We start from the raw sequence: 22,515 nt of genomic DNA on the forward strand, positions 1-22,515 counted from the left end.
TGCCATTGTCACCGCAGTCTTTTTTGATTGCTTTTATTTCGATTTCAAAAATTATTGTGCTAAGATGGCCGTAATTAGGAGGCATTAAGATGAACAAGACAGTATTTGGTTTAGGTGTGATTTGTGCAGCAACGTTATGTTTGGCAACAAGCGGACATAATCAAACACAAGCAGCAACTACACCAGACCACACAGCAACCGTTAATTATGTCAAAGGCTATGGGATTACCACTTGGAAAAATGTGGGGTCGACACCAGAACCCGTTGGTCACTATTTATCAACAGGATCCCAATGGCTAACAAATGATATTAACTCTGATATTTTTCCGATGGGTAACACACGTGCAATGACAGCTATTCTACCGCCTTCCATCGTTTATGGCGGTTTAAATCACCCCGGGAACCCATTCTGGTATTTGGTCGGAAATAATGAATATGCAAGTAGTAAGTATTATGACGTGGGTGGAGAGAATTCAACGCAAGCACTTAATGCGGTTGTTGTTGCTGATCAAAGCAGTCAGTTATGGTCATCACCGACAGATAGTAAATTTAATATGGCCGGCAGTCCCACTACCCCAACAGGATTTGTAGACGCTGGGACATGCTGGCAGGCCTTTAACCGTCAAGTCGTTGATGGCAAAACTTGGTATCAACTAGGACAAAAGCAATGGTTAGATGGGACAAAAGCTCATATTCAGTCTGAACAATCACGTGATGATAAAACCTTTACTGAATTTGATTTTAGTATTTTATCAACCGATATTATCCCTGATCAGTATCAGCAAGCCGTCAAAAGAGGGCAACAATTAATTGCATTAGGCTACTCAAAATTAGGTATGCTTAACGCTGTTAAGCAAGAATATGGGACTGAATCTGCTGGTTTTATCAGTAACAATATAAATTGGGATTTCAACAAGCAAGCACTAAGATATGCACAATATCTTAAAGAAAATGGTGCCTACACAGGACCAAAAGATGACAATTTCTATCGCACACAATTACAAGCTAGAGATTTCACAGCAGATGAAATTAATTATGCTTTAGTTCATCTGAAATAAAAATAATTTGAGGGTCAGATTCTTATCGATTATCGCTAGTTTCACACTCTAATTCCTGATATAATCGAGATATTATTTCCGGGGCTTTATAGTGGAAACTCTATAAAACTTCAAAGAGGTTGGTACAGTCGTATCAGCCTCTTTTTTTGAACTATAATATATTACAATATAATATTTTATAATCTAAAAAGCTATGATATACTATATTATGTTATAGGAGGTTATTATGAAAATTATCAGCTTTGCTGCGGTTAAAGGCGGTGTTGGCAAGACCACATTGACTTTCAACTTTGCAGAATATTTAATTGGACAAGGTAAAAAAGTATTGTTGGTCGATAGTGACCACCAAGGAAGTTTGAGTCATATTTATGATGCACTGACTGAAAAAGATACTTTATATGATGTGTTCACAGGTCAAAATATTGCCCTTCATCAAGTTAATGAGCAGTTAAGTATTTTACCTAGTTCACCTGAACTTGATCGACTTGAAGCAACTCTAGCTACTCGCAATAATCAAAACTTATTATTTATGATGTGGCTACAAGATAATGTTGAGCAGATTCAAGACTTTGATTATATTTTGATTGATTGTCACCCTGACTTTATGACCATCACTAAGAATATGATTGCAGTGAGTCACTATGTGATTAGTCCGCTAGAACCAAGTGAATTTGGTTTTATGAACTTGGGGATTTTTAATGCACGTATGGAAGAATTGAAGCAAGAAACAATCGATATTCGTACACGTGAAAGCTACATTGATGCTAAAACACTTTATGTGCCGAACATGATTAAACATAATACTAAATCTTCTCGTGAGTTCTTAGATAGCGTGTCACAATTCGATAATGTGGCTACTGATTTATCTGTTCCTTATCGTGAAGTCTTTAATAAATCAACGCTTGAAAATAAATCAGTGTTTACTTTGCTTGAAGAACAAAATAATCAATCAGCTCACACATTACACAAACAATTAGATGATATCTTCAGTCATTTAACAGAAAGGATCTCGCAATAATGGCATTTGAAATTAACAAATTAGAACAAGATTCATTAAGACAAAAAATTAATAACCGTCACTTAAAACCTAAAAAAGAACGTAAACAATCATTTTCATTTACACTAACACCTTCATTAAAGGCTCGTTTAGATGAAAAATCAGAAGAAACAGGATTTGGTTCAAGTTCACGACTGCTTGAAAAAATCTTATCAGAACATATTGAGGAATATTAGGCTTATTTTAAAATAGGTTAAACAAAAAGGTTGTAGAATTGATTATCAATTCTACAACCTTTTTGCTAATTTTTAGTAGCATTGTCGTTGAAATTATTATTATAAAAATTTACTAATTGATTAAAATTCGACTTTGTTAAATCAAAAATTTTAATATTTTCCCCCTTATTATTAGTCCTCAAATTTTCGATTATAGAAAATTCTACACCTGAATTATTACTTAAATCTATATTTGATAATTTAGATTTAAGTAATTTGTTAATTTTTGCTTTACCAAATAATCTGTGCATAGATTTATTATAGTTGACGTCACTAAGAGACACAATCTTGTCTTTACTAATTTTACCTATACTAGGATGTTTTGTATAGCCAGTTTGTGTTAATCGTAAGCATTCTTCTGGTTCTAATAGATCATCTTTTTCTTTTGGTTTATCAATAAATCCATATAATTTAGTATTATCAATACTAGAAATGATATCAAAATAATATTGACTCATTTTATATGGCAGTTCTCCTGTCGCAACGATTATCTGCGCCTTGGGGTTTCTTTTAATGATTTCAATTATATATTTTTCATTCTTTTGTTTAATTTTTTTACTGCATTCAATATCTTGGTTATTCGTACCTGTATCTTTTATTTTTTTCTCCATTATTTTATCTAGGAACTCACACCTATGTTTATAACTATCGTTAGTTTTTCTTTGTACAAAAGGAGATACATTTACTAAAATAACATTTTTAAATTTGTTAGCTATTTTTTTGGTAGTTGGATCTATTTTTTCTTTTTTAAAAGATTCTTTATGTTTAAATGTAAATGGACAATCTGGATGATTTTCAGAACACGCTATCGATTTTTCATTAAGATTAGATTCAAGGTATCGCAGACTATGTTTATATTGTGGCATACCAGTTACTCCATAATACGAACTGGCAGGGTTCATCATCAACACAATAGCATCTATTTCAGACTCTTCTTTATCTTTAATTTCGACTGAGTACCTAACATCTGGGACATCCTTGTCTACCACAACTGTCATACATTTTTCTTTAGTCATTTTTATTCCTCCATGTAAATAATTAGTGATACTGCTAGTCTACAGCAGTAAGTAAAGAATAGAAAACATAATTTGCATTTAAAATGCTTCTTTTTGTAACAAATCAAAATATAGTACATAAATCTTTACATAATTGATAGTCTTAATCTGTAAGGAGGAGTTAAAAATTAAAATAGGTTATATATTCAATCAAAAAATGCCCCCTGATTATATCGAGATAAGTGGTCATCCTAGCAATCAAAAACTGATGCAAAATATTGGTCAAAATTTTGATGATAGAAATTCATTGATTGTATTAGACCTATCTAACAGCAGAAGAAAAAAAATAATGCTTTCAGAAATAGAAGTTATTCAAACAATGGGACATTTAAGTAAAGTTAGTACATTTACGAGTCAACAATTTCAGTTGAACCAGAAATTAAAGGAATTAGATTATTTAACACAATATGGATTTTTCAGAATTAGTCGGTCAACCATTTTAAATTTAGCATGTATAAAAGAATTTAACGTTGAACCTCATGCACGATTACAGGTTAAAACGCTTAACAATAATAAATATTTAGTAAGCAGATATTACGCTAAAGCGATTAAGGAGAAATTAATTGATCAGAGAATTTAAACAAAACTTTATTCAAACGATGCTTGGGACAATATTATGGCTTTTCTTTCTTTTGAGTATAACTGGACTATCATCAACAATAACGGTTATCTACTTATGGCATATTGTATTGATTGGTATGATATTTGGGATAACATACGGCATTTTTTATCCATTAATTTGGAACTATTTAGTGTTAAAGCCAATTGTAAATATAATAATGGGAACGATTGTTAATACTATAACTAGTTTTTTAAGTCTTTGGTTATATTCATCACAATTATTCCATTTAGTTATTACTTATTGGAGTTGGATATTATTAGCGACTTTAGTTCTACATATTATTTCTTTTTACTTTTATGCGAAATATCAAGGCAAGAAATTAGAAAAGCAACTCAATCAACAGATAATCTAATGCTCTTAACTTGCTTTTACATAGTCAATTGCTTTAAGCTATGACTATAAAATTCAAGTGAGGAGTAAACCTATGGAGTTTAAAATTGGAAAGAACGCAACTATCAAAATCAGGAAGACGACACAACAAGAAAAGCTAGAAAGTGCAGTTGGATTAGTAATATTAGGTGGTATTATTTACTTATTGATGAGGTAAAGGAGGTTCAAAATGAGAATATTTATTCGAGCATTACCAATAGTTATCTATCTTTTCGTATTTTTCATTCCAAATGCTTATATTAGACTATCCTGGATATTGTTTGCCTCTTTTCTTACATTCAAAGGCGGAGATATGCTTATTGATTGGTATGAAAATAATCAATCTAATGATAAAAAATAAAGACAGCCTCAAGGCTGTCTTTTTATTTACCCTAATCTTCATCCTTACATTTTTGGGAAAACAAAAAACCCACTAATGTAGTGGGTTTGATTATTGAAGTGGTAAATATTGGTAGCCAATATCTTTGATAGCAAAGTTATGAGCGACTAACTTCAAGGGTTTTGAGTTATCTCGAATGACAAAAGCCACACTACCTTCGGCTGTTTGGCCAATTTCAACTCGATTCTCAGAATTATGAATACCTAAATATTCTACTGAAAGGGTATCAAGTCCTTGTTCGGACTTGTTGGCTTTGTCTTCTTGTATACCAGCAAAAGCGGTTGAGAATAAGAACTCAGGTGTCATTGGACCTTCTTCAAAAGCTTTGTTCGTTGCTTTAAAGTTAATCAACATTAATGTAGCATCTTTGTACAATTCTCTGTTTTTGTCAGGTTTAATTATCTGATGTTCCGTAATTTCAACTGTTGCATAATTTGTTTGGGCAATCCCATTAGCAAATGAGGTGTTCTTGCTAAGTTCTGTGGCTAGAACCTCTTTTTGTTGTGTATGGTGTGCATAACTATTTACCCCAAGTCTGAGCAAAACCAACCCAACTGCTGCGATTAAAATCCAGTGTATCTTCTTCATCCAATAATCCTCCAACTATTTTAGTGTTGTGAGTATATCATAGTTGCGATGAATTAGCAGGCCTCATCCTAACATTTTTGGGAAAATAACCTAATCTAAAATCTGATTATTTTCTTGATGACTAATCCAAGTGGATAGCCCTGTGGTTTCTTTCATGAACTTAGAAAAAATACCCTGATGATCACCACTAATTAGTTCTTCATCAGCAAAGTACAATTCCCCGTTATACTCGCTGACTAAGCTATTATCAATCAAGTGATGATGTTCAATGTCAGTCTCATAATCTTTTAGAAGAAGTGTGGCATGGTGAGCATCATACTTGGCCAAAATAGTAATACGTCGGCTGTCGAAATTATCAAGATTAATGGCATGTAAATCAATTCGAGTGAGGTATTGTTCATATGTTGAACTATCGGCATATTTAATGCCATAAAAAGTGAAATCATCAACTGTTATATTGTCTTGTTCATCGGTTGACTTGCCAAAAAAAGCATAATTTAGCTCATTTTCCTGAATTAAAGCATTCGCAATCTGACATTTCTCGAGTAGTTTTTTGTATTCTGAATTCATCTGGTTGTTTTACCATCCTTGTTTAATTACGCCATCAAATAAGCGTTGGCTTGCTCTTCAAATAAATTGATTAGCGAACGCATCATATAAGCGGCTTTGTTTTTGGCGACACGGTGTGAGGTGATAATAATTTTTTTGATATCGGTTGCGAGTTTGGTTGTCATTAAGGAATTTGATTCAAACTTGAAGGCAGCTTCAGCTCGCCCAATTAGTCGTTCAGCATTCTTCTTAGCGACACTTTTGGCTTTAAAAATTAAACCAGCATACTGATATAACTTGTCAGCATTATTGAAAGCATAGGCTTTCAGTGTATTGACCAAAGGTTCAGGAAGTCCCGTTGCAACTAGTGAAGCTTTTAAGACCTCAAGTGCATCTTTTTGGATAGTAGCATTAACATCAACGGTTGGTTCTTGAACTAATTCTTCTGAGTGGGTCTCTTTGGTTTGAGGTTTAACTTTGTTTTCAATAATTTCTTCCAGGATGTCCCATGTGTCAGTTGTATCATTTGTATGAATTTGGTTAAGGTTAGTTTGATTAGAGTTTGTTTCGTAAACTTCTGTAGGTTTGTCATCTAAACTTACAACTTCTTTAGTTGTCACATCTTCAAAGTTTGGCAAGAATAATTTGGTTGCTTTGCTGTAAGTTCTCTTTTTGATGATGTAGCCGTATTTTTCCAAGTTCTTGAGGATTTTGATTGTCTTGTTACGTTTAGTCCCCAATGTTTCAATTAGTTCAACAATAGTGTAGATGACATAGTGAGCTTTTGCTTTGGCGTCAAAAAAGTCACTTCTCTTAACTGATGACTTCATACGATCAGCTAGCAACATATAGCAAACTCTTTCATCATTAGTTAGTCTTTTGTCCTCGAGTAGTTGTTTATCAAACATAAAAAATTGATTCATTTTAAAAATCTCCTTAAATTTTTTTGATTTTTAAAATGAAGATGGTATAATTAACGTATAAATCAAAGAAATGTTGGGAAACTTTTCTTATAGTTTTTTAATTTTGATTGATCTCCATTAAAAACTACTACGTTTTATATCTTCATGATCTTCATTTTTAAAAATCTAATATCGTCGACCGTTCCTGCAAGAACGGTCGTTTTTTTATTCATAATTTAATTAAACATTAATTAAAAACCAAAGTCAAACATTTATCATAAGTAAACAAAAAGACAGCTCTTATAGCTGTCTTTTTTGTGCTATTCAACAGGGAATTCTTGTTCGCCGAGTTTTTGATTAGTAAAGATGTCTTGCACAACTAATTTTAACGGAGTTGTCTTATCAGTTAGTTTGAATCCCATTGCACTTTTGGCTGTTTTGCCGGGTTTAACATTACGAGTATGACTAGCAAAACTAATGCCCTCAATTCCTTGTCCTGATAACTGTTCTGTTCCACTTTGGTAACCTGAAAACAGAAGTGACCACATTAAGTCTAATGGAATATCTTCATTGGATTTGTTTGTAGCTGTATACCAAAAAGCCATAACAGGCATGTCACCCTCTTCATTACCTTTTTCCCCAGGATTAATGACTTTGTGATCAGTGAGTTCCACTCGCATTCGTTTAGTATTGGCAACGCCATTCTTGTAGGTGTATTCATCATCTTTTGGTGTATCGACTTGTGAACTGGTGTTAGCAGCTGAATCATTAGCAGAGCAACCCGCTAGTAATAAAGTACCGCTCAATGTTAATATGGCTAAACTTTTCTCCATTAATTTTACCCTCCGTTCTAAAAGTGAATTTACTATAACAAGAATAAGGGGTGAAATCATAATTTATAAGGTATCTTATAAAAGAGTTAAAAAGCGTAGACCATTGAACTAATCCTGTTATTATCATAAGTAAACAAAAAGACAGCTCTTATAGCTGTCTTTTTTGTATCATTTAATTGGAAATTCTTGTTCGCCTAGTTTTTGATTATTAAATTTATCTTCAATCACCAGTTTCAATGGGGCAGTCTTATTATGTAATTTAAAGGCAATCATGTTTTGTGCACTGTGATTTTGTTCAATAGGAGCCAAAGGATAACCAATTCTAATAGATTCTTCAATATCTTGTCCCTTAAGTGGCGTTGCATTACCTTGATAGGCAGTAAAAAGCAGACTCCAAATATCGCTAGGAGTTAGACCTTGGTCTGTCTTGTTCGTCGCTGTATACCAAAACACCATGATTGGTATAAGCCCTTCTTCATTACCTTTTTCCCCGGGATTAATGACTTTATGATCCGTGATTTCTACCCGCATCCGTTTAGTATTAGCTACGTTATCTTTATAGGTCACGTCATCATCTTTTGAAACAGCTGATTGAGAATCGGTGTGAATTGAATTGTTATTAGCAGAACAACCTGCTAGCAATAAAGCACCACTCAATATTAATCCGGCTAAACTTTTCTTCATTAATTTTATCCTCCGTTCAAAATTTAAGCTTACTATAACAAGAATAAGGGTTAAAATCACAATTTATAAGGCATCTTATAAAAGAGTTAAAAAGGCTAGGAGATTAAAATAATTCTGTCATAACTTGGTTAAGATGGTGTTAAACGATATAATGAAACTATCAAAGACAGTTATGGAGAGTTGATGGCATGAGTAATAAAACTCGAGTACCGAAGTTAAGATTTAAGGGATTTCAAGATGAGTGGGAAGAAGTTAAAGTTGAAGAATTAGCTAATAATTTTATTGGTGGGGGAACGCCAAAAACAAAGGATAAAACCTATTGGACTAATGGTACAATACCATGGATTCAGAGTTCTGATTTGGAACAAGACGATGTCATAAATATTAATCTTAAAAAACATATAACGCAAAATGCAGTAAATGAATCTAGTGCAAAGCTTGTTCCTTCTGAGTCTATTGCTATAGTATCTCGCGTTGGTGTTGGAAAATTAGCTTATATACCATATGAATATTCAACTAGTCAGGATTTTTTATCCTTAAGTGAGTTAAATTATAGTCCTTATTTTGTGACTTACTCACTTTATAAAATAATGAATATAGTCAAAAATCATCTACAGGGAACGTCTATAAAAGGAGTTACTAAAAAAGAACTTTTAAGCAATAAGGTTATAGTAACTAATGATGTGAAAGAACAAGAAAAAATAGGAAAGTTTTTTGCTAAGTTAGATAAGCTAATTTTTCTCTATGAATCAAAAGTAAGCTTGCAGAAAGATAACAAAATCGCCTTATTTCAGAGAATGATTCCAGCAACCAACTCTACTTTTCCAAGAATTAGATTTTTTGATTATGAAGAACCTTTTAAGATGGTAACCATAGAAGATTTAATTGAGTATGAGTTTAAGGGTAAAGCTCAAGCTAAGATGGCAAAGGGCGAAGCTATTTATTTGGACACAAATTATTTGAACGGTGGCAGTTTAAGAACTATTAATTCTCCGAAAAATGTGGCACAAGATGATGTTTTAATTCTTTGGGATGGTTCACAGGCTGGGACAGTTTATTATGGATTTAAGGGAGCACTTGGTTCAACCCTGAAAGGCTATAAGACTAAATATTCAGGTGCCTATTTGTATCAATACTTAAAATACAATCAAAATATAATCTATAATTACTATAGGACTCCCAATATTCCTCATGTTGTTAAATCATTTGCTAAAGATTTCACTGTAAAAGTGGCTTCTAAAGAAGAACAACAACAGATTGGTCAATTATTTACTAATATTGACCAAGAAATCAATTTATATGAACAAAAAATTAACCAACTAAAACAACTCAAAAAAGCCTACCTACAAAAAATGTTCTGCTAAAATGGCAGAACATTTTCTTTGTTATCATCAGGATTTGAAACATAATCATAGGTTTCAATTAAAAAAATTATAATCGTATAGACTGAGTTAATAGCTAGGTGAGCATATCTTGGTGTAATTTTTATGACTTCTTCTTCTGATTTACCATGACCAGAACCAAAATTGTTACGTAAATCTTTTAAACCTTCAGCTGAATCCTTAAATCCGTCAATAATTTGTTTAGTAATATCATTTAGTTTAGAATCTGATCTTGTATCTGGATTCAGATTAAGTGTTTGATAGACCTTTTTAAATAATGTAGGCATGTTAATTTTCTTTTTATAGTCAACGTCACGTTTATCTAAAATAGTTTTCATAACAGCTTCCATTAATTCTTTTGCTTTTCCTATAGAATCTTCGGGATAATTCTCAGAATCAACCAGCATTTTTTGAATAATTTTTGTAATCATATCTTTTTGCATAACTTCATGAGCGTTAAAATTTTCGAAAATCGGATTATCGAATTTATAATTTCCCATTAGGCTATCCATATCTATAAGATGGTTTAAATCACTTTGTTCCATCAGATCATTTTCACATTGTCTAACAACAACACTAGCTATTTCCTGAACAAAATTAAAAACTTTTTCAACTGATAAACTTGAATCGAATATTACATTTTTAATACTCGTCCTTAAGTCTATATCTGCAGAAAATACTTCTTTTTCTAAAATGTTATTAGATATTAAATTTAAAATATCTATGTCACAGTCATGAAGTTCTTTGATATTTTCAAAAAAACAAAAAAGAGTATATTTGTCACTAATACTTAATCCCATGTAAAACCCCTCCATTATGTAAAATCAACAGTGTCTTATATACTACAGGTTTAAGAAAATTATACAACTTATGAATTATGTAGAATTCTAATTCTTGCACTTCCCCAGTTCAGTGTTAGACTATAACCAAGTTATCAAAAAACGGAGGAAAGTCTGATGTATAAGAAGTTAAGTTGTCCTGATTGTGGGAGTATGGAAGTTAAAGTTGGGCGTCAAAATGATCGTGCAAGATTGCGTAGTCCTAATAAAGTTTTTGGGATGGGTTCTAATATCACTTACTATTTTTGTGGCAGATGTGGCACAGTAATTAAGCAAGTGGTAGATTATCCTGAAAGATTTAATGATTATGAACAATAAAAAAGACCTGATTAATTAGTCGGGTCTTTTTTTGATTATTTTTGTAATTCGTGTAGTAAGTCATCTAGCTTGTAGTTTTGAACAAGTTGCGCTTCAACACTGGCATTACTTCTGATAATTGATTTGTATTTCAATTCATTGTTATAAACAAGGACTAAGTGAGCAAGTAAGCGGAAGATTTTTTGATCTTCTTTTTTGTTCAACTTAGCATCATCTTGATGTTTTTGACAGAACAAGGTAATTAAAGCTTCCAACTTGTTATGCTTAGCATAATGTTCTTGTTTAAAAGGGAGTGGATTGATTAAAGATTGTAATTTTAGCAAATCTTCTTGAGTAGGGGTTTGAACCGCTGCAAGTGTCATAGATAGGTGATTTTGACTTTCTTTATTACCTAATTGATCTTTGCTGAGGTAATGGTAAACCAATAAAATCACAATTAAAGCCACAACTGCCACGAAGGCAATAACTAATGAAGTCGTCAAAGTGTCCCAAACCTTAGCCCAAGGAATGATAAAGATAATTCCAACCAAAATAGCCACCGTTAAAATACCTAGGCAAAAATACTTCACTTTCTCTGATTTAACAAAATCCATTTGAATTCCTCCAATTCTATGTATTAATTTTAGTATACGCTAAATCACTAAAAATGTGGATTAAAAAGGGTTGGGGATTTTCATTAAAGGTAATCAAGTGTATATTAAAAAATAAAGGAGGAGAAAAAATGTTTACCAATTTATCAATTCCACTCATTACAGGGGGATTTCCAGGTTATTTACTTTACCGCTTTCTCAGTCAAAGAGGTTATTTATCACTTGATGGGAGTGAAGGGGACAAGCGAATCTTTGTTTTAGGATTTTCACTATTTCCCAGTTTAATAGGGTTATCCCTTTCTTTTGGATTTGCTCATTGGTTCAACGAACCGCAACTGGCAGACTTTAACAATCCCGTCACTTTACTACTAACTTTTGTGATTTCAACACTAGCTTCAGCTTTGTTATACAAACCGCTAGCTTATCTCTTACGCAAATTATCACGTAAAGCGATTTTGCTAGACAAGGGTAGTGAAAACCCAACTTTTACGACTAAAGATGTTTTAGTTAGAGCTTACCGAGATTGTTTGGATGAAAATCCTGAACACGAACCCGAGATTTATGGCGTGATTTTTAACTTTAACCATGAATTTATTGCATCAGGCTATATTCAAGGGATTTCTTCAGTTAAAGAACATCGTGAGATTGCGTTTTCAAACCAAAGCCAAGCTTCAATGACTTTTGAAAAAGCATTGAAGCGGTTTAACCAAAACCCAACTCGTGATAAAATCGTGACGTCATATAGTGATCAAACGATTACATTTTTATTAGTTTAAGGAGTTTTAAAGAAATGCAATTAAAAACAATTGATTATGGGTCAGACCGCTACCAAGAAACGCTTGATTTACGTAATCGGGTGATGAAGCAACCATTGAACTTAGATATTCGTGATGAAGATTTATCTGGTGAAGAAAGTGGTTATGTTGTTGGAGCGTTTGATGGGGAACAATTGCTTGGTATGGGGAGTTTATCTTATGTGAACGATACTCGTGCTAAAGTGGATTACTTGTGTGTTGATACTGAGATTCAAGCTTCAGGTGTCGGCAGTAATTTACTGATGGCAATGGAAACCGAAGCCAAGTATCAAAAAAGAGCTGAAGTCGTACTTGAAGCACGTGTTTCAGCTCAAAAATTCTATGAAAAAAAAGGCTACAAGTCTTTTGGTGATGTTTATTTATTAGATAATGCCCCAATCGAACATATCTGGATGATTAAAACACTCTAGAGATGTTTGAGTTTGCGATACATAACCCAACCACTAGCTAAACAAGCAATGGCACCAATTAAGCCAATAATGGTGAATAATGGAATATTTTGAATTAAAGCAGCAACGAAGATAAAGACAAAAAAAGCGAATCCAACAATAAAGTAGATATAAGTTCGCTTAATTAACTTTTGTTGCTGTTTTTCTTGTTCGTTCATTTGAAGAACCTCTCTTTTATTTGGTTATTATGGTAATAATTTTAGCATAAATTGAGAGGTTGTCAGACGTCAATGATTTTAAAAAATAAAAAATTGAAACAAACCTAGAAAGGTTGTGAGGTTAATGACCGAAAAATTAACCCGAAAAAATGATAAAGAAGCTAAGAAATGCTCAAAGTGTGGCACAATTCTTAGTGAAGACGCTCTGTTTTGTCCAAAGTGTGGTCAAAAAGTAGGAGCAGGAAAAAAAGTAGAACAAGATTTTGAGAAGTATAAGCCTAACAAAGAACGACTAATTAGATTGAAGCAGTTCTTGCAGAACAACTTTGAATTGTCATATACCGTTTACGGATTAGTGTTCTTGTTCACCTTATTTTCTAAATGGCTAGGCGTTTTGTTATTTATTATAGCTACGATTGTGTTATATATGAAGGCACTTTCACATAAAGGCAAAACAATCAAAGCCAATCAACAGGTAAGTGACTTTTATAGGAAAATGACACAAAAATTTCAAGATGGTGTTCAAGAAGCTAATGAAGTAAACGCAAAGGACAAACATTCTGATGAAACCCCCGAAGATAGTGGTGCTGTTTCAAAAGCTGAAAAAAATGAAAGTAATGCCCCCACTCAATCAGCTGGTCAAAAACGTATTACTCACCAACAGTACAAAACATACTACCAAAAAAAGAATTACGTTAATAAAAATGGCTCAGGATTCTCATCTTTCTTATTATTAATGTCTAGCCTTGTAACATTATATGGTGTTTTAGGTGCGGGATTCATCTCAAATAGTAACGCCAGTTTATATGGTCTTGTTGGTCAAACTAGTTCATATATCAAAATGATTGAAGGCGTTGGCCGATTTTTTGGCAGTTCTTCTGGTGGTGGAGCAGGATTCATCCAATCTTTAGGATATGGACTAGTCTTGATGCCAATACTTGTTATTATACTTTCTTGCTTTACACGTTCAAAAATATTACGATTTTTAGGATTTGTCGCAGCACTTTTAGAAGTTGGTATTTTTGGATTTATGATGTATTACGTCAGCGAAAAAGCTAACCAATTTCTAGGATCTTATTCAGGAAGTTTACTCAATCCTAACACAGGAATTTTTGGTATGACTGCCAATATTTTCTTCATTGCGATGCTTTTGATGGTTATTTTTGCAGGCTATCGCTTATTTCAAAGAAAACGTTAGAAACACTATATCCTGTACACAAAAAATAAGCAAACGCTACTGATTGTGGATAGTATTGACGAAGCGCAAGGATTATCAAAAAAATTAATCACTGTATTCACGCGGTTTTTCTCCTGTTTAGTGAATATTGATTTAAGTTAAATTAGATTATTTTACTTAGCTTATGCTAGAATAATTCTACTAATAGAGAAGGAATGATTAATTAAATGACATCTGAAAGATTAGAAACCTTATTAATGGTCTATATTTATAATGAAATGAACAGAAAAGGATTTGTCAATCGTAAAGATTTAGAGAAATTCGAAGAAGAAAACGACGTGAACTTTGATCAAATCAAAGCATCTTTAGATGATTTCAAAGAACGTAACTTCGTTAAAATCAGTATTCGTCAAAAACCTAACAGTGACTACTTCAGTTTATTAATTGATAAAATTAATGCAGAAGGTCTTCACTTCCTAAATAGTCGCGTACAAGAAACACGCTAAAATAAAAAACGGTACATCTTGATTAAATCAGGATGTACCGTTTTTTTAGTTTAAATATGTTTTTTCACACGTTGATAGATGATAAAGGTCAAAATTACTTTAACTAAATCACCTGGTAGAAAGACAAGATTAGAGCTCAACGCTTTGAAGTAGGGGATACCAGACACTAAGCTAATACCGATTGAACCGATAATGTCAGCGAATAAGATACCGCCAATTATCAGGCTCAGTAGCGTCGCATACCATTTCTCTGACTGGCCAAAAAGACGTTTGACTAGGCCAATAACCATGGGCATACCTAACCAAGCGATTAAATACCCGCTTGTCGCGCCGAAGAAGACACCAAATCCACCTCGACCACCTGTTAGAAAAGGTAAGCCTAATGCAACAAGAACTAAAAATATAAAAGCGGATAGTGTTCCTCTTTTAGGACCCAAAATCATGGCAGCTAGTAGCACACCAAAGTTTTGAATGACCAAAGGAACAGGAAGAATGGCAATTGTAATAGGCGGAAATACGCCCAGAACAATAATTAATGCCGTGAATAAGGCAGTGTAAGTTACATCTTTAATTGTCATAGATCCTCCAGGATTAGTATAAAATTTTGAAAACATCACCACTATAAAAAGTTAACAATTGCTTATCTGACTCGTTTTCGAGTATCAGCCCGCCCAATTCATCAAAACCTTGAACTAAACCCGTGTAAGCTTTTTGATGGCCTTTGACAGTAACTGTGCGTCCTAGTAAGTAGGAATTAGCTTGATATTCGTTGATGAGACTTGGATTAGCTTGATTATTCAAACGATGAATCACATGGGTTACCAAATCAGCTAGCAAGTTTGATTGATTAACATTTTTAGAATCAATAGCTGTTGCAGTCGCTTTGAGTTCATCTGGTAGGTCAGGAGTTTGGATATTCAATCCAATTCCTAGAGCCAAGTAATAGTGCTGGTCATCATGTTGAATGAGTTCAGTTAAGATGCCACCGCATTTTTTACGATCTAGCAAGACATCGTTGACCCATTTCAATTGAAATAGTTGATTAGGAAAGTAATTGGTTAAAGTATCTAATACACCTAAACCTGCTGAAATCGTTAATAGCCCCGGATTGAGTTCTTTCAGATTTATAATAGGTAAGACGAGTGTGACATATAACCCCTTAGGGGTAAAAAATGGTCGACTTTCTTTGCCATAAGCAGCAGTTTGTTGAGTTGTTGCAAAGATACTGGGCAGAATAGGATGATCTGATTCAATATAATGTTTAGCATAAGTACTGGTGGAATCAATACTCTCAAATAACTCAATATTGAATGATTTGAGGTGAGATTGATGATGAAGTAAGTCAGTTTTTGAAAGGGTTGAAACCATTTTAATTATCCTTTGATTGTGCTGAATTTTCTAACGCAACACTGAGTAAGTAGTGTTGTGTTGAATGATCAAACAATGTGAATTCTCGGTTATATCGTTTGGCTGATTTGAAAGTTGAAAGATCAATTTCAACGGACTTTGGGTTACCCGGAAGGCCAACACCAATTGCTTTAAGAACCGCTTCTTTAATTGTCCAGAGTTTGAGTGCGGTGTAGGATTGTTCATCTTGACTAAGTGTCATCAAGTAATCCCATTCTTTGGTTGAAAAAGCCCGATGAAATCGTTTTGGGTTGATTGATTGATATTGCTCAATATCCGCACCAATGTTTGTTTGGCTAGTCACGACAATGACGTGATTGTGTGAATGGGCAATACTAAAGAAAAAAGCATTGCTTTTTTTGAGAGTTGGTTTACCAAGTGAATTGAATTCGAATAATTCATTGGATAGGAGATTTTTAAGGGGGAGACCAGAAAGGTCAGCCAATAATTTTCTACCTAAAATGAATTGTTTTTGTTTCAATTCGGTTTTTGGCAACTCAAAGCAATGCTTCGATTGATTGAATTGTTGAAAGAGTGGTTGATGAAGGGTATTGTCTGTCGTATCGTATTTGAGATGATAATGACTTGACATGGTACCTCCGAAAAATGGCAGTTTTTTATGAAAGGTGAACACCTTTATCAACGTAGATAACGTCACCAGTAACACCAGTTGAAAGTGGACTCATTAGGAATGTCGCAACATTTCCAATTTCTTCAAGTGTCACTTCGTTGCCGTCAACGGTTAAGTCACGTGAAAGTTGTAGTAATTTAGAATGTTCTTTAATTCCTGTAACAGCTAGTGTTTTCATTGCACCAGCAGAAATTGAGTTCACACGAATCTTTTGTGGACCAAGGTCACGAGCTAAGTAACGGACACTTGATTCAAGGGCAGCTTTTGCAATTCCCATCATGTTGTAGTTAGGGATAGCACGAGTTGAACCGAAGTAAGTTAGTGTTGCAATACTTCCGCCTTCGTTCATGATACGGCTTGCAGCACGAGATACCGCAATTAGTGAATATGAACTAATATCTTGAGCCATACGGTAACCATCACGTTTTGTGTTTAACACGCCACCTTCAAGGGTTTCTTTATCAGCAAAAGCAATCGCATGGATAACACCATCAATATTACCGTGTTTTTCATGAATTTCTTCAAATGCTTTTGTGACGTTATCGTCATCAGCAACATCACAAGCAATCATTGATTTATCTTCGCCAACAGTTCTTGTTAGGCTTTTTTTCATACGATCGTTTTGGTAAGTATAGATAACCTCAGCACCGTTTTCTTCTAGCGCTTTAGCACAACCCCAAGCAATACTACGAGAGTTAGCAACTCCCATTACGACAATTTTCTTTCCTTGCATTAACGTACTCATTAAGTCTTCACTCCATCAATTAAAATTTTCTAAAACGTTGTTTTCTTTGGTTTAATAAATCTTCTGTTGAAAGTGCTTGTAATTTATCGATTTCAGCTTCTAGTAGGTCTTTTAGCTTTTGAGCAGAAGGAACATCTTGAACTTCTGGAACAATTTTATCAATAATTTCTTCTTTGATTAATTGTTCAGGCGTTAATTTTAGTTCTTCTGAAGCTTGTTCGACTAGCTTAGCATCTTTCCATAAAATAGCAGCGTAACCTTCAGGAGATAAAACAGAATAAGTACTATTTTCAAACATCCAAACTTGATCTCCGCAAGCAAGTGCTAAAGCACCACCACTTCCACCTTCTCCATAAATAACAGAGAGGTAAGGAACAGAAAGTTGAGCCCCTTCGATTAAACATTGCGCAATAGCGTCACCTTGTCCATTGTACTCGGCATCAACACCAGGATAAGCACCAGGCGTATTGACGAAAGTAATAATAGGGCGGTTGAAGCGCTCAGCTTCTTTCATTAATCGCAAGGCTTTACGATAACCTTGAGGTTCAGGACTTCCAAAGTGGCGATCGATGTTTTCTTTTGTATCAGTACCCTTTTGTGTGGCAATGATTGTAACTGGTTGGTGATTCAATGCGCCAATACCAGCTTTAATTGCTTCATCATCTTTATTGTGACGGTCCCCGTGAAGCTCAATAAAGTCTTCAAAAATCGCGTTAATTAACTCATCTGCTGTGATTTTTGAAGGATGACGAGCAGCTTGAACTTTGTCATAAGCGGTTTGTTTTGTCATAAAATCACCTCGTTACTTTGCTTGATGCCAACGTAATAGTTTGGCAATCACTTCTTTTTGTTTGTCTCTTGGGGTAATCAAATCAACGAACCCATTTTTCATCAAGGTTTCAGCTCTTTGAAAATCTTTAGGGGCTTTTTGATGAATGGTTTGTTCGATAACACGTTGACCAGCAAACCCAATTAGAGCATGCGGTTCAGCCATTGTGATATTACCTTGCATGGCAAAACTAGCGGTTACCCCACCAGTTGTTGGATCAGTTAGCACTGTTAAGTAGAATAAGCCTGCTTTTTTGTGTTCACTGACAGCACGAGAGACTTTAGCCATTTGCATAAGTGAAAAAATGCGTTCTTGCATTCTAGCACCACCTGAAGCTGTAAATAGCACAACAGGTAATTTTTTCTTGGTTGCTAGTTCAAATAAACGTGTGATTTTTTCACCAGTCTGACTTCCAAGACTTCCCATAATAAAGTAAGGATCCATCACACCTAAAGCAAAATCTTGGTCAGCAATTTTAGCTAAACCAGTCAAAACACTTTCATTAAGACCGGTGTTAGCTTTAGCTTGTTTAATCTTGTTTTGGTATTTTTCATCTGGGAAATCAGTAGCTGAAGGTGCTAAATCTTTTTCGGTCTCTTCAAAAGAATCACATAATAGTTTAATACGATCATGTGCCAAAAGACGAAAGCCGTAATGACATTCAGGACATTGGCGAAACTCATCAAGTTGTGTTTTGAAGAACTTAGTTTGGCAATATGGACAAGCAATCATCGTATTTGATGGAATGTGATCCATACGTTCGGTTAACTGTTCTGGTGTTGGTGATTGAAATAAATTATTTTGCGTCATCAGATACCCACCTTTTGAAGAATGAATGCTCAATGTAATCGTTATTGAAGTTTTCATTTTCAACTGTTTTATCAGAAAGTAAATCTCTCAAGAAGAGGTGATTACTTTTGACACCTTCAATATCAAATTCACCTAATAAACGCTTCATCTTGTTAATGGTTTGTTCACGTGTATCCATGTGAACAATTAATTTTGCAATCATTGAATCGTAGTAAGGGGAGATGAAGCTATTGGCCGTGATTCCAGTATCAATACGAACACCTAATGTTCCCATAGGTAAAGTCAATTTCTTGATTTGACCAGGAGAAGGGGCGAAGTTTTGTTCTGGATTTTGAGCATTAATACGACACTCTAAAGCATGACCTGTGGCTTTAACATCTTCTTGTTTGAAGGGAAGTTTTTCACCAGCAGCTACTTTAATTTGTGTCTTAATCATTTCAACACCACTGACTTCTTCAGTAACAGTGTGTTCAACTTGTAATCTTGTATTCATTTCCATGAAATAAAAGTTTTGGTCTTCATCCATTAAGAACTCAAAAGTACCAGTATTTAAGTACCCAATTTCTTGACAAGCTTTAACAACAATTTCACCCAATTTTTGACGTTGAGTATCGTTGATTAAACGACAAGGGGTTTCTTCTAATACCTTTTGGTGATGGAATTGAAGTGAACAATCACGTTCAGGGAAATAAACAGTATTGCCAAATTGATCACTCATGACTTGAACTTCAATATGCTTAGCATTTTCGATAATCTTTTCTAAATAAAGACTACCGTTGTTGAAAGACAGTTTAGCTTCTTGTTGAGTTTGTTCAAACAAGTAAAGCACTTCTTCTTTGTTGTTTGCTTGACGCATACCTTTACCACCACCACCATCAGCAGCTTTTAGCATGACAGGGTAGCCGATTTGTTCAGCAATTTTGACAGCATCTTCAGCAGTATCTACCAAGCCGTCACTACCAGGGATAACCGGCACGCCGCTATTTTTCATAGCTAGACGTGCATTTGATTTATTCCCCATTAGGTTAATTGTTTGGTATTTAGGACCAATATAAGTAATGCCACAAGTTTCACATAATTCAGCGAATTCAGCATTTTCAGATAAGAATCCATATCCTGGATGAAGTGCTTCACATCCTGTTAGAACAGCTGCACTAATGACTTCTGACATATCCAGATATGATTTGGCAGGTTGTCCTTCACCGATACAAACCGCTTCATCAGCTTGTTTAACGAATAATTCGTTTTTGTCAGCAGTTGAATAAATTGCAACAGCTTTAATATTCATTTCTTGTAAAGATCTAATAATTTGTAAGGCAATCTCTCCACGATTAGCCACTAAGACTTTACTAAACATGATGTCATTCCTCCTCGGATTATTGGATAGCAAACATGAGCTCCGCTTCACAAATAACCTTGTTATCTCGAACGACTTGTCCTGTCCCTAATCCGATATTGCGTTTGATTTTGGTTAGCTTAACTTCAAGAGTCAATTCATCACCAGGGTAAAAACCATCTGAGAATTCAGCTGACTTTATCCCACCAAAAAAGGCATTTTTACCTTCGAATTCTGGTTGTGAAAGCAACGCACAAACACCTGTTTGAGCAAGTGCTTCAATAATCAAAGGACGAGGCATTTCTAAATGATCAGGATCTTGACTTTTGAAGAACCATTCATTAATCGTGACGTTTTTGGTGGCAATGGCGTTTTGACCAGGATTGATTTCTTTAATCGTATCAATCATCATAAACGGGTAGCGTTGAGGAATTGCTTCAAAGACATCATGGCTATTGTATTGAGTCATAAGTTACTCCTTAGGTTCAATTGAAAATAGTGATTGGTCAAATTCAACCATTGTGCCGTCTTCAACGTTTACTGAGCTGACAACACCATCAACGGTACTTTTGACTTCATTAATCATTTTCATTGCTTCAATCACACAAACAACATCACCTTTTTTGACAGAATCGCCAACTTTTTTGAAGACATCTGCATCAGGTTTTGGTGCTAGGTAAGCCACACCAACAAGTGGGCTTTTGATGTCTTCAATATTAGAAGGGGCAGCAGATGCTGTCCCTTCTGTTTCTGTTGGCATATCAGTTGTCATAGGAGTGTTTTGAGTTGTTGCAGGAGCAGGTGCAATAGCTTCAGGAGCAGCTACTTGAGGAGCAGCACTTTCTCTTTTACTTAGTGAAAGTTTAAAGTCACCTTTAACTAGCTCAAACTCTTTGAGTGAAGAATTTTCAAATTTATCAAATAATTGTTCAATTTGTTTCTCATTCATTAGCGATTAACTCCATTTTTTGAAAGCAACTACCGCATTGTGACCACCGAATCCAAATGAATTACTGATGGCATATGTAATATCTGCTTTCGCATTTTCTTTGTTAACAAGTTCGATTTGACAAGCATCGTCTTGTTCATAAACACCGACGTTTTCAGGCATTTGGTTATTCATCAAACTACCTACTGTTGCAACAGCTTCGATTGCACCAGCAGCACCTAATAAGTGACCTGTCATACCTTTAGTACTACTTGATTTAACGTGATCATTTGTGCTAAATAAACTTGCGATGGCTTTTGATTCACCAGAATCATTAGCACCAGTAGCTGTTCCGTGAGCATTGATATAATCAACTTCATCAACAGAAATACCAGCTTCGTCGATTGCTTCTTTCATAGCACGAATAGCACCTTTACCTTCAGGGTCAGGTTGTGTAATGTGGAAAGCATCACTTGTGCTACCATATCCGACTACTTCACCTAAAATGTTAGCACCACGAGCTTGTGCATGTTCTAGACTTTCAAGAACCAATGTACCAGCACCTTCACCCATAACAAAACCACGACGGTTTTTGTCAAAAGGCATTGAAGCTTTAGCTGGGTCTTCAGCAGTAGAAAGAGCTGTTAGAGAAGCAAAACCAGCAATTCCAATTTCGTTAACAGAAGCTTCAGAACCACCTGTAATGATGGCATCAGCTTTGTTTTGTTTGATTAATTCAAACGCATTACCAATGGCATTTGTACCAGATGCACAAGCTGTAACAATCGCTTGACTTGTGTTTTTGGCATTGAAGTGCATTGAAATATTACCAGCAGCCATATTAATAATAGCGTTTGGTACAAACATAGGTGAAACACGTTTAGGCCCTTTGTTATTCATTTTTGTAACTTGTTCTTGGATAGTCGTTAAACCACCAATACCTGAACCATAAATAACACCTAGACGTTCAGGATCAATAGTGTCTTCAGTTAATCCTGATTGTTCCATTGCTTCAATGGCACTGTAAAGTGCGTATTGTGAGAACAAGTCCATTCTTTTAGCTTGTTTTTTTTCTAAGCGTTTTGTAGCGTCGAAATCTTTGATTTCACCCGCAACAGAAACACCTGTATTACTTGCATCGAATTTTTCGATTTTAGAAATACCTAATTTTGAATCTAAGATAGATTTGATGAATGATTGGCTATCGTTACCAAGTGAGGTAACAGCTCCCATTCCTGTAATTACAACTCTAGTCATAAAAAG

31 protein-coding genes are annotated in these 22,515 nt (G+C 34.6%); 12 read left to right on the forward strand and 19 right to left on the reverse strand.

What is annotated here, in order from left to right; all coding sequences use genetic code 11:
- Positions 1–89: 89 nt before the first annotated feature.
- The 3 genes from JNUCC72_RS05940 (at position 90) to JNUCC72_RS05950 (ending at position 2,291) form a co-directional block, all read left to right on the forward strand.
- Positions 90–1,058 carry a hypothetical protein gene (locus JNUCC72_RS05940; protein ID WP_454144860.1) on the forward strand — a complete coding sequence of 323 codons (969 nt, stop codon included), beginning with the start codon at positions 90–92 and terminating at the stop codon, positions 1,056–1,058.
- 226 nt (positions 1,059–1,284) lie between these two features.
- A complete protein-coding gene (locus JNUCC72_RS05945; RefSeq protein ID WP_339970336.1) occupies positions 1,285–2,076 on the forward strand; it encodes a ParA family protein in 792 nt (263 codons plus the stop codon).
- Positions 2,076–2,291: a ribbon-helix-helix domain-containing protein gene (locus JNUCC72_RS05950; protein ID WP_339970335.1), complete on the forward strand. Its 216-nt coding sequence runs from the start codon at positions 2,076–2,078 to the stop codon at positions 2,289–2,291. The genes JNUCC72_RS05945 and JNUCC72_RS05950 overlap by 1 nt, the downstream gene beginning before the upstream one ends.
- 65 nt (positions 2,292–2,356) lie before the next feature.
- Here the strand turns inward: JNUCC72_RS05950 and JNUCC72_RS05955 are convergent, their stop codons facing one another.
- A complete protein-coding gene (locus JNUCC72_RS05955) occupies positions 2,357–3,346 on the reverse strand; it encodes a hypothetical protein (RefSeq protein ID WP_454144862.1) in 990 nt (329 codons plus the stop codon).
- A 247-nt stretch (positions 3,347–3,593) separates the two neighbouring features.
- Between JNUCC72_RS05955 and JNUCC72_RS05960 the strand changes: the two genes are divergently transcribed.
- The 3 genes from JNUCC72_RS05960 (at position 3,594) to JNUCC72_RS05970 (ending at position 4,737) form a co-directional block, all read left to right on the forward strand.
- Positions 3,594–3,965, forward strand: a complete 372-nt coding sequence (locus JNUCC72_RS05960) for a LytTR family DNA-binding domain-containing protein (RefSeq protein WP_454144864.1) — start codon at positions 3,594–3,596, stop codon at positions 3,963–3,965.
- A 466-nt stretch (positions 3,966–4,431) separates the two neighbouring features.
- Positions 4,432–4,554: a hypothetical protein gene (locus JNUCC72_RS05965; RefSeq protein WP_454144866.1), complete on the forward strand. Its 123-nt coding sequence runs from the start codon at positions 4,432–4,434 to the stop codon at positions 4,552–4,554.
- A gap of 12 nt (positions 4,555–4,566) precedes the next feature.
- A complete protein-coding gene (locus JNUCC72_RS05970) occupies positions 4,567–4,737 on the forward strand; it encodes a hypothetical protein (RefSeq protein WP_454144868.1) in 171 nt (56 codons plus the stop codon).
- A gap of 90 nt (positions 4,738–4,827) precedes the next feature.
- On the opposite strand, the gene JNUCC72_RS05975 is transcribed toward JNUCC72_RS05970, so the two are convergent.
- The 5 genes from JNUCC72_RS05975 to JNUCC72_RS05995 form a co-directional block, all read right to left on the reverse strand.
- On the reverse strand, positions 4,828–5,364 hold the full coding sequence (locus tag JNUCC72_RS05975) for a DUF4352 domain-containing protein (RefSeq protein WP_454144870.1): 537 nt from the start codon (positions 5,362–5,364) through the stop codon (positions 4,828–4,830).
- Positions 5,365–5,454: 90 nt separating this feature from the next.
- A complete protein-coding gene (locus tag JNUCC72_RS05980) occupies positions 5,455–5,934 on the reverse strand; it encodes a hypothetical protein (protein WP_454144872.1) in 480 nt (159 codons plus the stop codon).
- A 26-nt stretch (positions 5,935–5,960) separates the two neighbouring features.
- The gene (locus JNUCC72_RS05985) at positions 5,961–6,836 is read right to left on the reverse strand and encodes a replication initiator protein A (protein ID WP_454144874.1); all 876 of its coding nucleotides are present in this window, start codon (positions 6,834–6,836) and stop codon (positions 5,961–5,963) included.
- Positions 6,837–7,135: 299 nt separating this feature from the next.
- Positions 7,136–7,648, reverse strand: a complete 513-nt coding sequence (locus tag JNUCC72_RS05990) for a DUF5067 domain-containing protein (RefSeq protein WP_454144876.1) — start codon at positions 7,646–7,648, stop codon at positions 7,136–7,138.
- 168 nt (positions 7,649–7,816) lie between these two features.
- Complete coding sequence (locus JNUCC72_RS05995) at positions 7,817–8,332, reverse strand: DUF5067 domain-containing protein (RefSeq protein WP_454144878.1); 516 nt, start codon at positions 8,330–8,332, stop codon at positions 7,817–7,819.
- 188 nt (positions 8,333–8,520) lie between these two features.
- Between JNUCC72_RS05995 and JNUCC72_RS06000 the strand changes: the two genes are divergently transcribed.
- Positions 8,521–9,696 (forward strand): restriction endonuclease subunit S, encoded by a 1,176-nt coding sequence (locus JNUCC72_RS06000; protein ID WP_454144880.1) that lies wholly within the window; start codon positions 8,521–8,523, stop codon positions 9,694–9,696.
- Here the strand turns inward: JNUCC72_RS06000 and JNUCC72_RS06005 are convergent.
- Positions 9,693–10,514 carry an abortive infection family protein gene (locus JNUCC72_RS06005; protein WP_454144882.1) on the reverse strand — a complete coding sequence of 274 codons (822 nt, stop codon included), beginning with the start codon at positions 10,512–10,514 and terminating at the stop codon, positions 9,693–9,695. The genes JNUCC72_RS06000 and JNUCC72_RS06005 overlap by 4 nt on opposite strands.
- A gap of 156 nt (positions 10,515–10,670) precedes the next feature.
- Here JNUCC72_RS06005 and JNUCC72_RS06010 point away from each other — a divergent pair, with 156 nt between their 5' ends.
- A complete protein-coding gene (locus JNUCC72_RS06010) occupies positions 10,671–10,871 on the forward strand; it encodes a hypothetical protein (RefSeq protein ID WP_454144884.1) in 201 nt (66 codons plus the stop codon).
- Between the two features lie 35 nt (positions 10,872–10,906).
- Here the strand turns inward: JNUCC72_RS06010 and JNUCC72_RS06015 are convergent, their stop codons facing one another.
- Entirely contained in the window at positions 10,907–11,464 is a 558-nt protein-coding gene (locus JNUCC72_RS06015) for a hypothetical protein (protein ID WP_454144886.1), read from the reverse strand.
- A gap of 128 nt (positions 11,465–11,592) precedes the next feature.
- Here JNUCC72_RS06015 and JNUCC72_RS06020 point away from each other — a divergent pair, with 128 nt between their 5' ends.
- Entirely contained in the window at positions 11,593–12,237 is a 645-nt protein-coding gene (locus JNUCC72_RS06020; RefSeq protein WP_454144888.1) for a hypothetical protein, read from the forward strand.
- 14 nt (positions 12,238–12,251) lie between these two features.
- Positions 12,252–12,686: a GNAT family N-acetyltransferase gene (locus JNUCC72_RS06025; RefSeq protein ID WP_454144890.1), complete on the forward strand. Its 435-nt coding sequence runs from the start codon at positions 12,252–12,254 to the stop codon at positions 12,684–12,686.
- Here JNUCC72_RS06025 and JNUCC72_RS06030 read toward each other — a convergent pair.
- Complete coding sequence (locus JNUCC72_RS06030) at positions 12,683–12,883, reverse strand: hypothetical protein (RefSeq protein WP_454144892.1); 201 nt, start codon at positions 12,881–12,883, stop codon at positions 12,683–12,685. The two genes, JNUCC72_RS06025 and JNUCC72_RS06030, sit on opposite strands and share 4 nt — an antisense overlap.
- A 124-nt stretch (positions 12,884–13,007) precedes the next feature.
- On the opposite strand from JNUCC72_RS06030, the gene JNUCC72_RS06035 reads away from it, so the two are divergent.
- Both JNUCC72_RS06035 and JNUCC72_RS06040 read left to right on the forward strand, forming a co-directional pair.
- Entirely contained in the window at positions 13,008–14,081 is a 1,074-nt protein-coding gene (locus tag JNUCC72_RS06035; protein ID WP_454144894.1) for a zinc ribbon domain-containing protein, read from the forward strand.
- A 206-nt stretch (positions 14,082–14,287) separates the two neighbouring features.
- Positions 14,288–14,566: a hypothetical protein gene (locus JNUCC72_RS06040; protein WP_454144896.1), complete on the forward strand. Its 279-nt coding sequence runs from the start codon at positions 14,288–14,290 to the stop codon at positions 14,564–14,566.
- Positions 14,567–14,616: 50 nt separating this feature from the next.
- On the opposite strand, the gene JNUCC72_RS06045 is transcribed toward JNUCC72_RS06040, so the two are convergent.
- Genes JNUCC72_RS06045 through fabF form a run of 10 tightly spaced genes read right to left on the reverse strand, consistent with a single transcriptional unit; the run spans position 14,617 to position 22,509 of the window.
- Positions 14,617–15,144, reverse strand: a complete 528-nt coding sequence (locus tag JNUCC72_RS06045; protein ID WP_454144898.1) for a biotin transporter BioY — start codon at positions 15,142–15,144, stop codon at positions 14,617–14,619.
- A 13-nt stretch (positions 15,145–15,157) separates the two neighbouring features.
- Positions 15,158–15,934, reverse strand: a complete 777-nt coding sequence (locus tag JNUCC72_RS06050; protein WP_454144900.1) for a biotin--[acetyl-CoA-carboxylase] ligase — start codon at positions 15,932–15,934, stop codon at positions 15,158–15,160.
- 1 nt (position 15,935) lies between these two features.
- The gene (locus JNUCC72_RS06055) at positions 15,936–16,565 is read right to left on the reverse strand and encodes a 4'-phosphopantetheinyl transferase family protein (RefSeq protein WP_454144902.1); all 630 of its coding nucleotides are present in this window, start codon (positions 16,563–16,565) and stop codon (positions 15,936–15,938) included.
- Positions 16,566–16,590: 25 nt separating this feature from the next.
- Entirely contained in the window at positions 16,591–17,349 is a 759-nt protein-coding gene (fabI, locus tag JNUCC72_RS06060) for an enoyl-ACP reductase FabI (protein WP_454144904.1), read from the reverse strand.
- 19 nt (positions 17,350–17,368) lie between these two features.
- Positions 17,369–18,139 carry an acetyl-CoA carboxylase carboxyl transferase subunit alpha gene (accA, locus tag JNUCC72_RS06065; protein ID WP_454144906.1) on the reverse strand — a complete coding sequence of 257 codons (771 nt, stop codon included), beginning with the start codon at positions 18,137–18,139 and terminating at the stop codon, positions 17,369–17,371.
- 12 nt (positions 18,140–18,151) lie between these two features.
- A complete protein-coding gene (locus tag JNUCC72_RS06070) occupies positions 18,152–18,988 on the reverse strand; it encodes an acetyl-CoA carboxylase carboxyltransferase subunit beta (protein ID WP_454144908.1) in 837 nt (278 codons plus the stop codon).
- Entirely contained in the window at positions 18,975–20,345 is a 1,371-nt protein-coding gene (accC, locus tag JNUCC72_RS06075; protein WP_454144910.1) for an acetyl-CoA carboxylase biotin carboxylase subunit, read from the reverse strand. Before accC ends, JNUCC72_RS06070 begins: the two co-directional genes overlap by 14 nt.
- Positions 20,346–20,364: 19 nt before the next feature.
- On the reverse strand, positions 20,365–20,793 hold the full coding sequence (gene fabZ, locus JNUCC72_RS06080; protein ID WP_454144912.1) for a 3-hydroxyacyl-ACP dehydratase FabZ: 429 nt from the start codon (positions 20,791–20,793) through the stop codon (positions 20,365–20,367).
- 3 nt (positions 20,794–20,796) lie between these two features.
- The gene (gene accB, locus JNUCC72_RS06085) at positions 20,797–21,273 is read right to left on the reverse strand and encodes an acetyl-CoA carboxylase biotin carboxyl carrier protein (protein WP_454144914.1); all 477 of its coding nucleotides are present in this window, start codon (positions 21,271–21,273) and stop codon (positions 20,797–20,799) included.
- A 6-nt stretch (positions 21,274–21,279) separates the two neighbouring features.
- Entirely contained in the window at positions 21,280–22,509 is a 1,230-nt protein-coding gene (gene fabF, locus JNUCC72_RS06090; RefSeq protein WP_454144916.1) for a beta-ketoacyl-ACP synthase II, read from the reverse strand.
- Positions 22,510–22,515 lie beyond the last annotated feature (6 nt).

Source organism: Holzapfeliella sp. JNUCC 72, assembly GCF_053668685.1.

Bases quoted from the DNA above. Each gene is read 5' to 3' on its own strand.
- accB (WP_454144914.1), bottom strand. From the start codon at position 21,273: ATGAATGAGAAACAAATTGAACAATTATTTGATAAATTTGAAAATTCT.
- JNUCC72_RS06070 (WP_454144908.1), bottom strand. From the start codon at position 18,988: ATGACGCAAAATAATTTATTTCAATCACCAACACCAGAACAGTTAACC.
- JNUCC72_RS06040 (WP_454144896.1), top strand. From the start codon at position 14,288: ATGACATCTGAAAGATTAGAAACCTTATTAATGGTCTATATTTATAAT.
- fabZ (WP_454144912.1), bottom strand. From the start codon at position 20,793: ATGACTCAATACAATAGCCATGATGTCTTTGAAGCAATTCCTCAACGC.
- JNUCC72_RS05955 (WP_454144862.1), bottom strand. From the start codon at position 3,346: ATGACTAAAGAAAAATGTATGACAGTTGTGGTAGACAAGGATGTCCCA.
- JNUCC72_RS05985 (WP_454144874.1), bottom strand. From the start codon at position 6,836: ATGAATCAATTTTTTATGTTTGATAAACAACTACTCGAGGACAAAAGA.
- JNUCC72_RS05945 (WP_339970336.1), top strand. From the start codon at position 1,285: ATGAAAATTATCAGCTTTGCTGCGGTTAAAGGCGGTGTTGGCAAGACC.
- JNUCC72_RS05940 (WP_454144860.1), top strand. From the start codon at position 90: ATGAACAAGACAGTATTTGGTTTAGGTGTGATTTGTGCAGCAACGTTA.
- JNUCC72_RS05960 (WP_454144864.1), top strand. From the start codon at position 3,594: ATGCAAAATATTGGTCAAAATTTTGATGATAGAAATTCATTGATTGTA.
- JNUCC72_RS05975 (WP_454144870.1), bottom strand. From the start codon at position 5,364: ATGAAGAAGATACACTGGATTTTAATCGCAGCAGTTGGGTTGGTTTTG.
- JNUCC72_RS06000 (WP_454144880.1), top strand. From the start codon at position 8,521: ATGAGTAATAAAACTCGAGTACCGAAGTTAAGATTTAAGGGATTTCAA.
- JNUCC72_RS05950 (WP_339970335.1), top strand. From the start codon at position 2,076: ATGGCATTTGAAATTAACAAATTAGAACAAGATTCATTAAGACAAAAA.
- JNUCC72_RS06015 (WP_454144886.1), bottom strand. From the start codon at position 11,464: ATGGATTTTGTTAAATCAGAGAAAGTGAAGTATTTTTGCCTAGGTATT.
- JNUCC72_RS06030 (WP_454144892.1), bottom strand. From the start codon at position 12,883: ATGAACGAACAAGAAAAACAGCAACAAAAGTTAATTAAGCGAACTTAT.
- JNUCC72_RS06055 (WP_454144902.1), bottom strand. From the start codon at position 16,565: ATGTCAAGTCATTATCATCTCAAATACGATACGACAGACAATACCCTT.
- accC (WP_454144910.1), bottom strand. From the start codon at position 20,345: ATGTTTAGTAAAGTCTTAGTGGCTAATCGTGGAGAGATTGCCTTACAA.
- JNUCC72_RS06050 (WP_454144900.1), bottom strand. From the start codon at position 15,934: ATGGTTTCAACCCTTTCAAAAACTGACTTACTTCATCATCAATCTCAC.
- JNUCC72_RS06020 (WP_454144888.1), top strand. From the start codon at position 11,593: ATGTTTACCAATTTATCAATTCCACTCATTACAGGGGGATTTCCAGGT.
- fabI (WP_454144904.1), bottom strand. From the start codon at position 17,349: ATGAGTACGTTAATGCAAGGAAAGAAAATTGTCGTAATGGGAGTTGCT.
- JNUCC72_RS06045 (WP_454144898.1), bottom strand. From the start codon at position 15,144: ATGACAATTAAAGATGTAACTTACACTGCCTTATTCACGGCATTAATT.
- JNUCC72_RS06005 (WP_454144882.1), bottom strand. From the start codon at position 10,514: ATGGGATTAAGTATTAGTGACAAATATACTCTTTTTTGTTTTTTTGAA.
- JNUCC72_RS05970 (WP_454144868.1), top strand. From the start codon at position 4,567: ATGAGAATATTTATTCGAGCATTACCAATAGTTATCTATCTTTTCGTA.
- JNUCC72_RS05980 (WP_454144872.1), bottom strand. From the start codon at position 5,934: ATGAATTCAGAATACAAAAAACTACTCGAGAAATGTCAGATTGCGAAT.
- JNUCC72_RS06035 (WP_454144894.1), top strand. From the start codon at position 13,008: ATGACCGAAAAATTAACCCGAAAAAATGATAAAGAAGCTAAGAAATGC.
- JNUCC72_RS05995 (WP_454144878.1), bottom strand. From the start codon at position 8,332: ATGAAGAAAAGTTTAGCCGGATTAATATTGAGTGGTGCTTTATTGCTA.
- JNUCC72_RS06025 (WP_454144890.1), top strand. From the start codon at position 12,252: ATGCAATTAAAAACAATTGATTATGGGTCAGACCGCTACCAAGAAACG.
- JNUCC72_RS06010 (WP_454144884.1), top strand. From the start codon at position 10,671: ATGTATAAGAAGTTAAGTTGTCCTGATTGTGGGAGTATGGAAGTTAAA.
- JNUCC72_RS05965 (WP_454144866.1), top strand. From the start codon at position 4,432: ATGGAGTTTAAAATTGGAAAGAACGCAACTATCAAAATCAGGAAGACG.
- fabF (WP_454144916.1), bottom strand. From the start codon at position 22,509: ATGACTAGAGTTGTAATTACAGGAATGGGAGCTGTTACCTCACTTGGT.
- accA (WP_454144906.1), bottom strand. From the start codon at position 18,139: ATGACAAAACAAACCGCTTATGACAAAGTTCAAGCTGCTCGTCATCCT.
- JNUCC72_RS05990 (WP_454144876.1), bottom strand. From the start codon at position 7,648: ATGGAGAAAAGTTTAGCCATATTAACATTGAGCGGTACTTTATTACTA.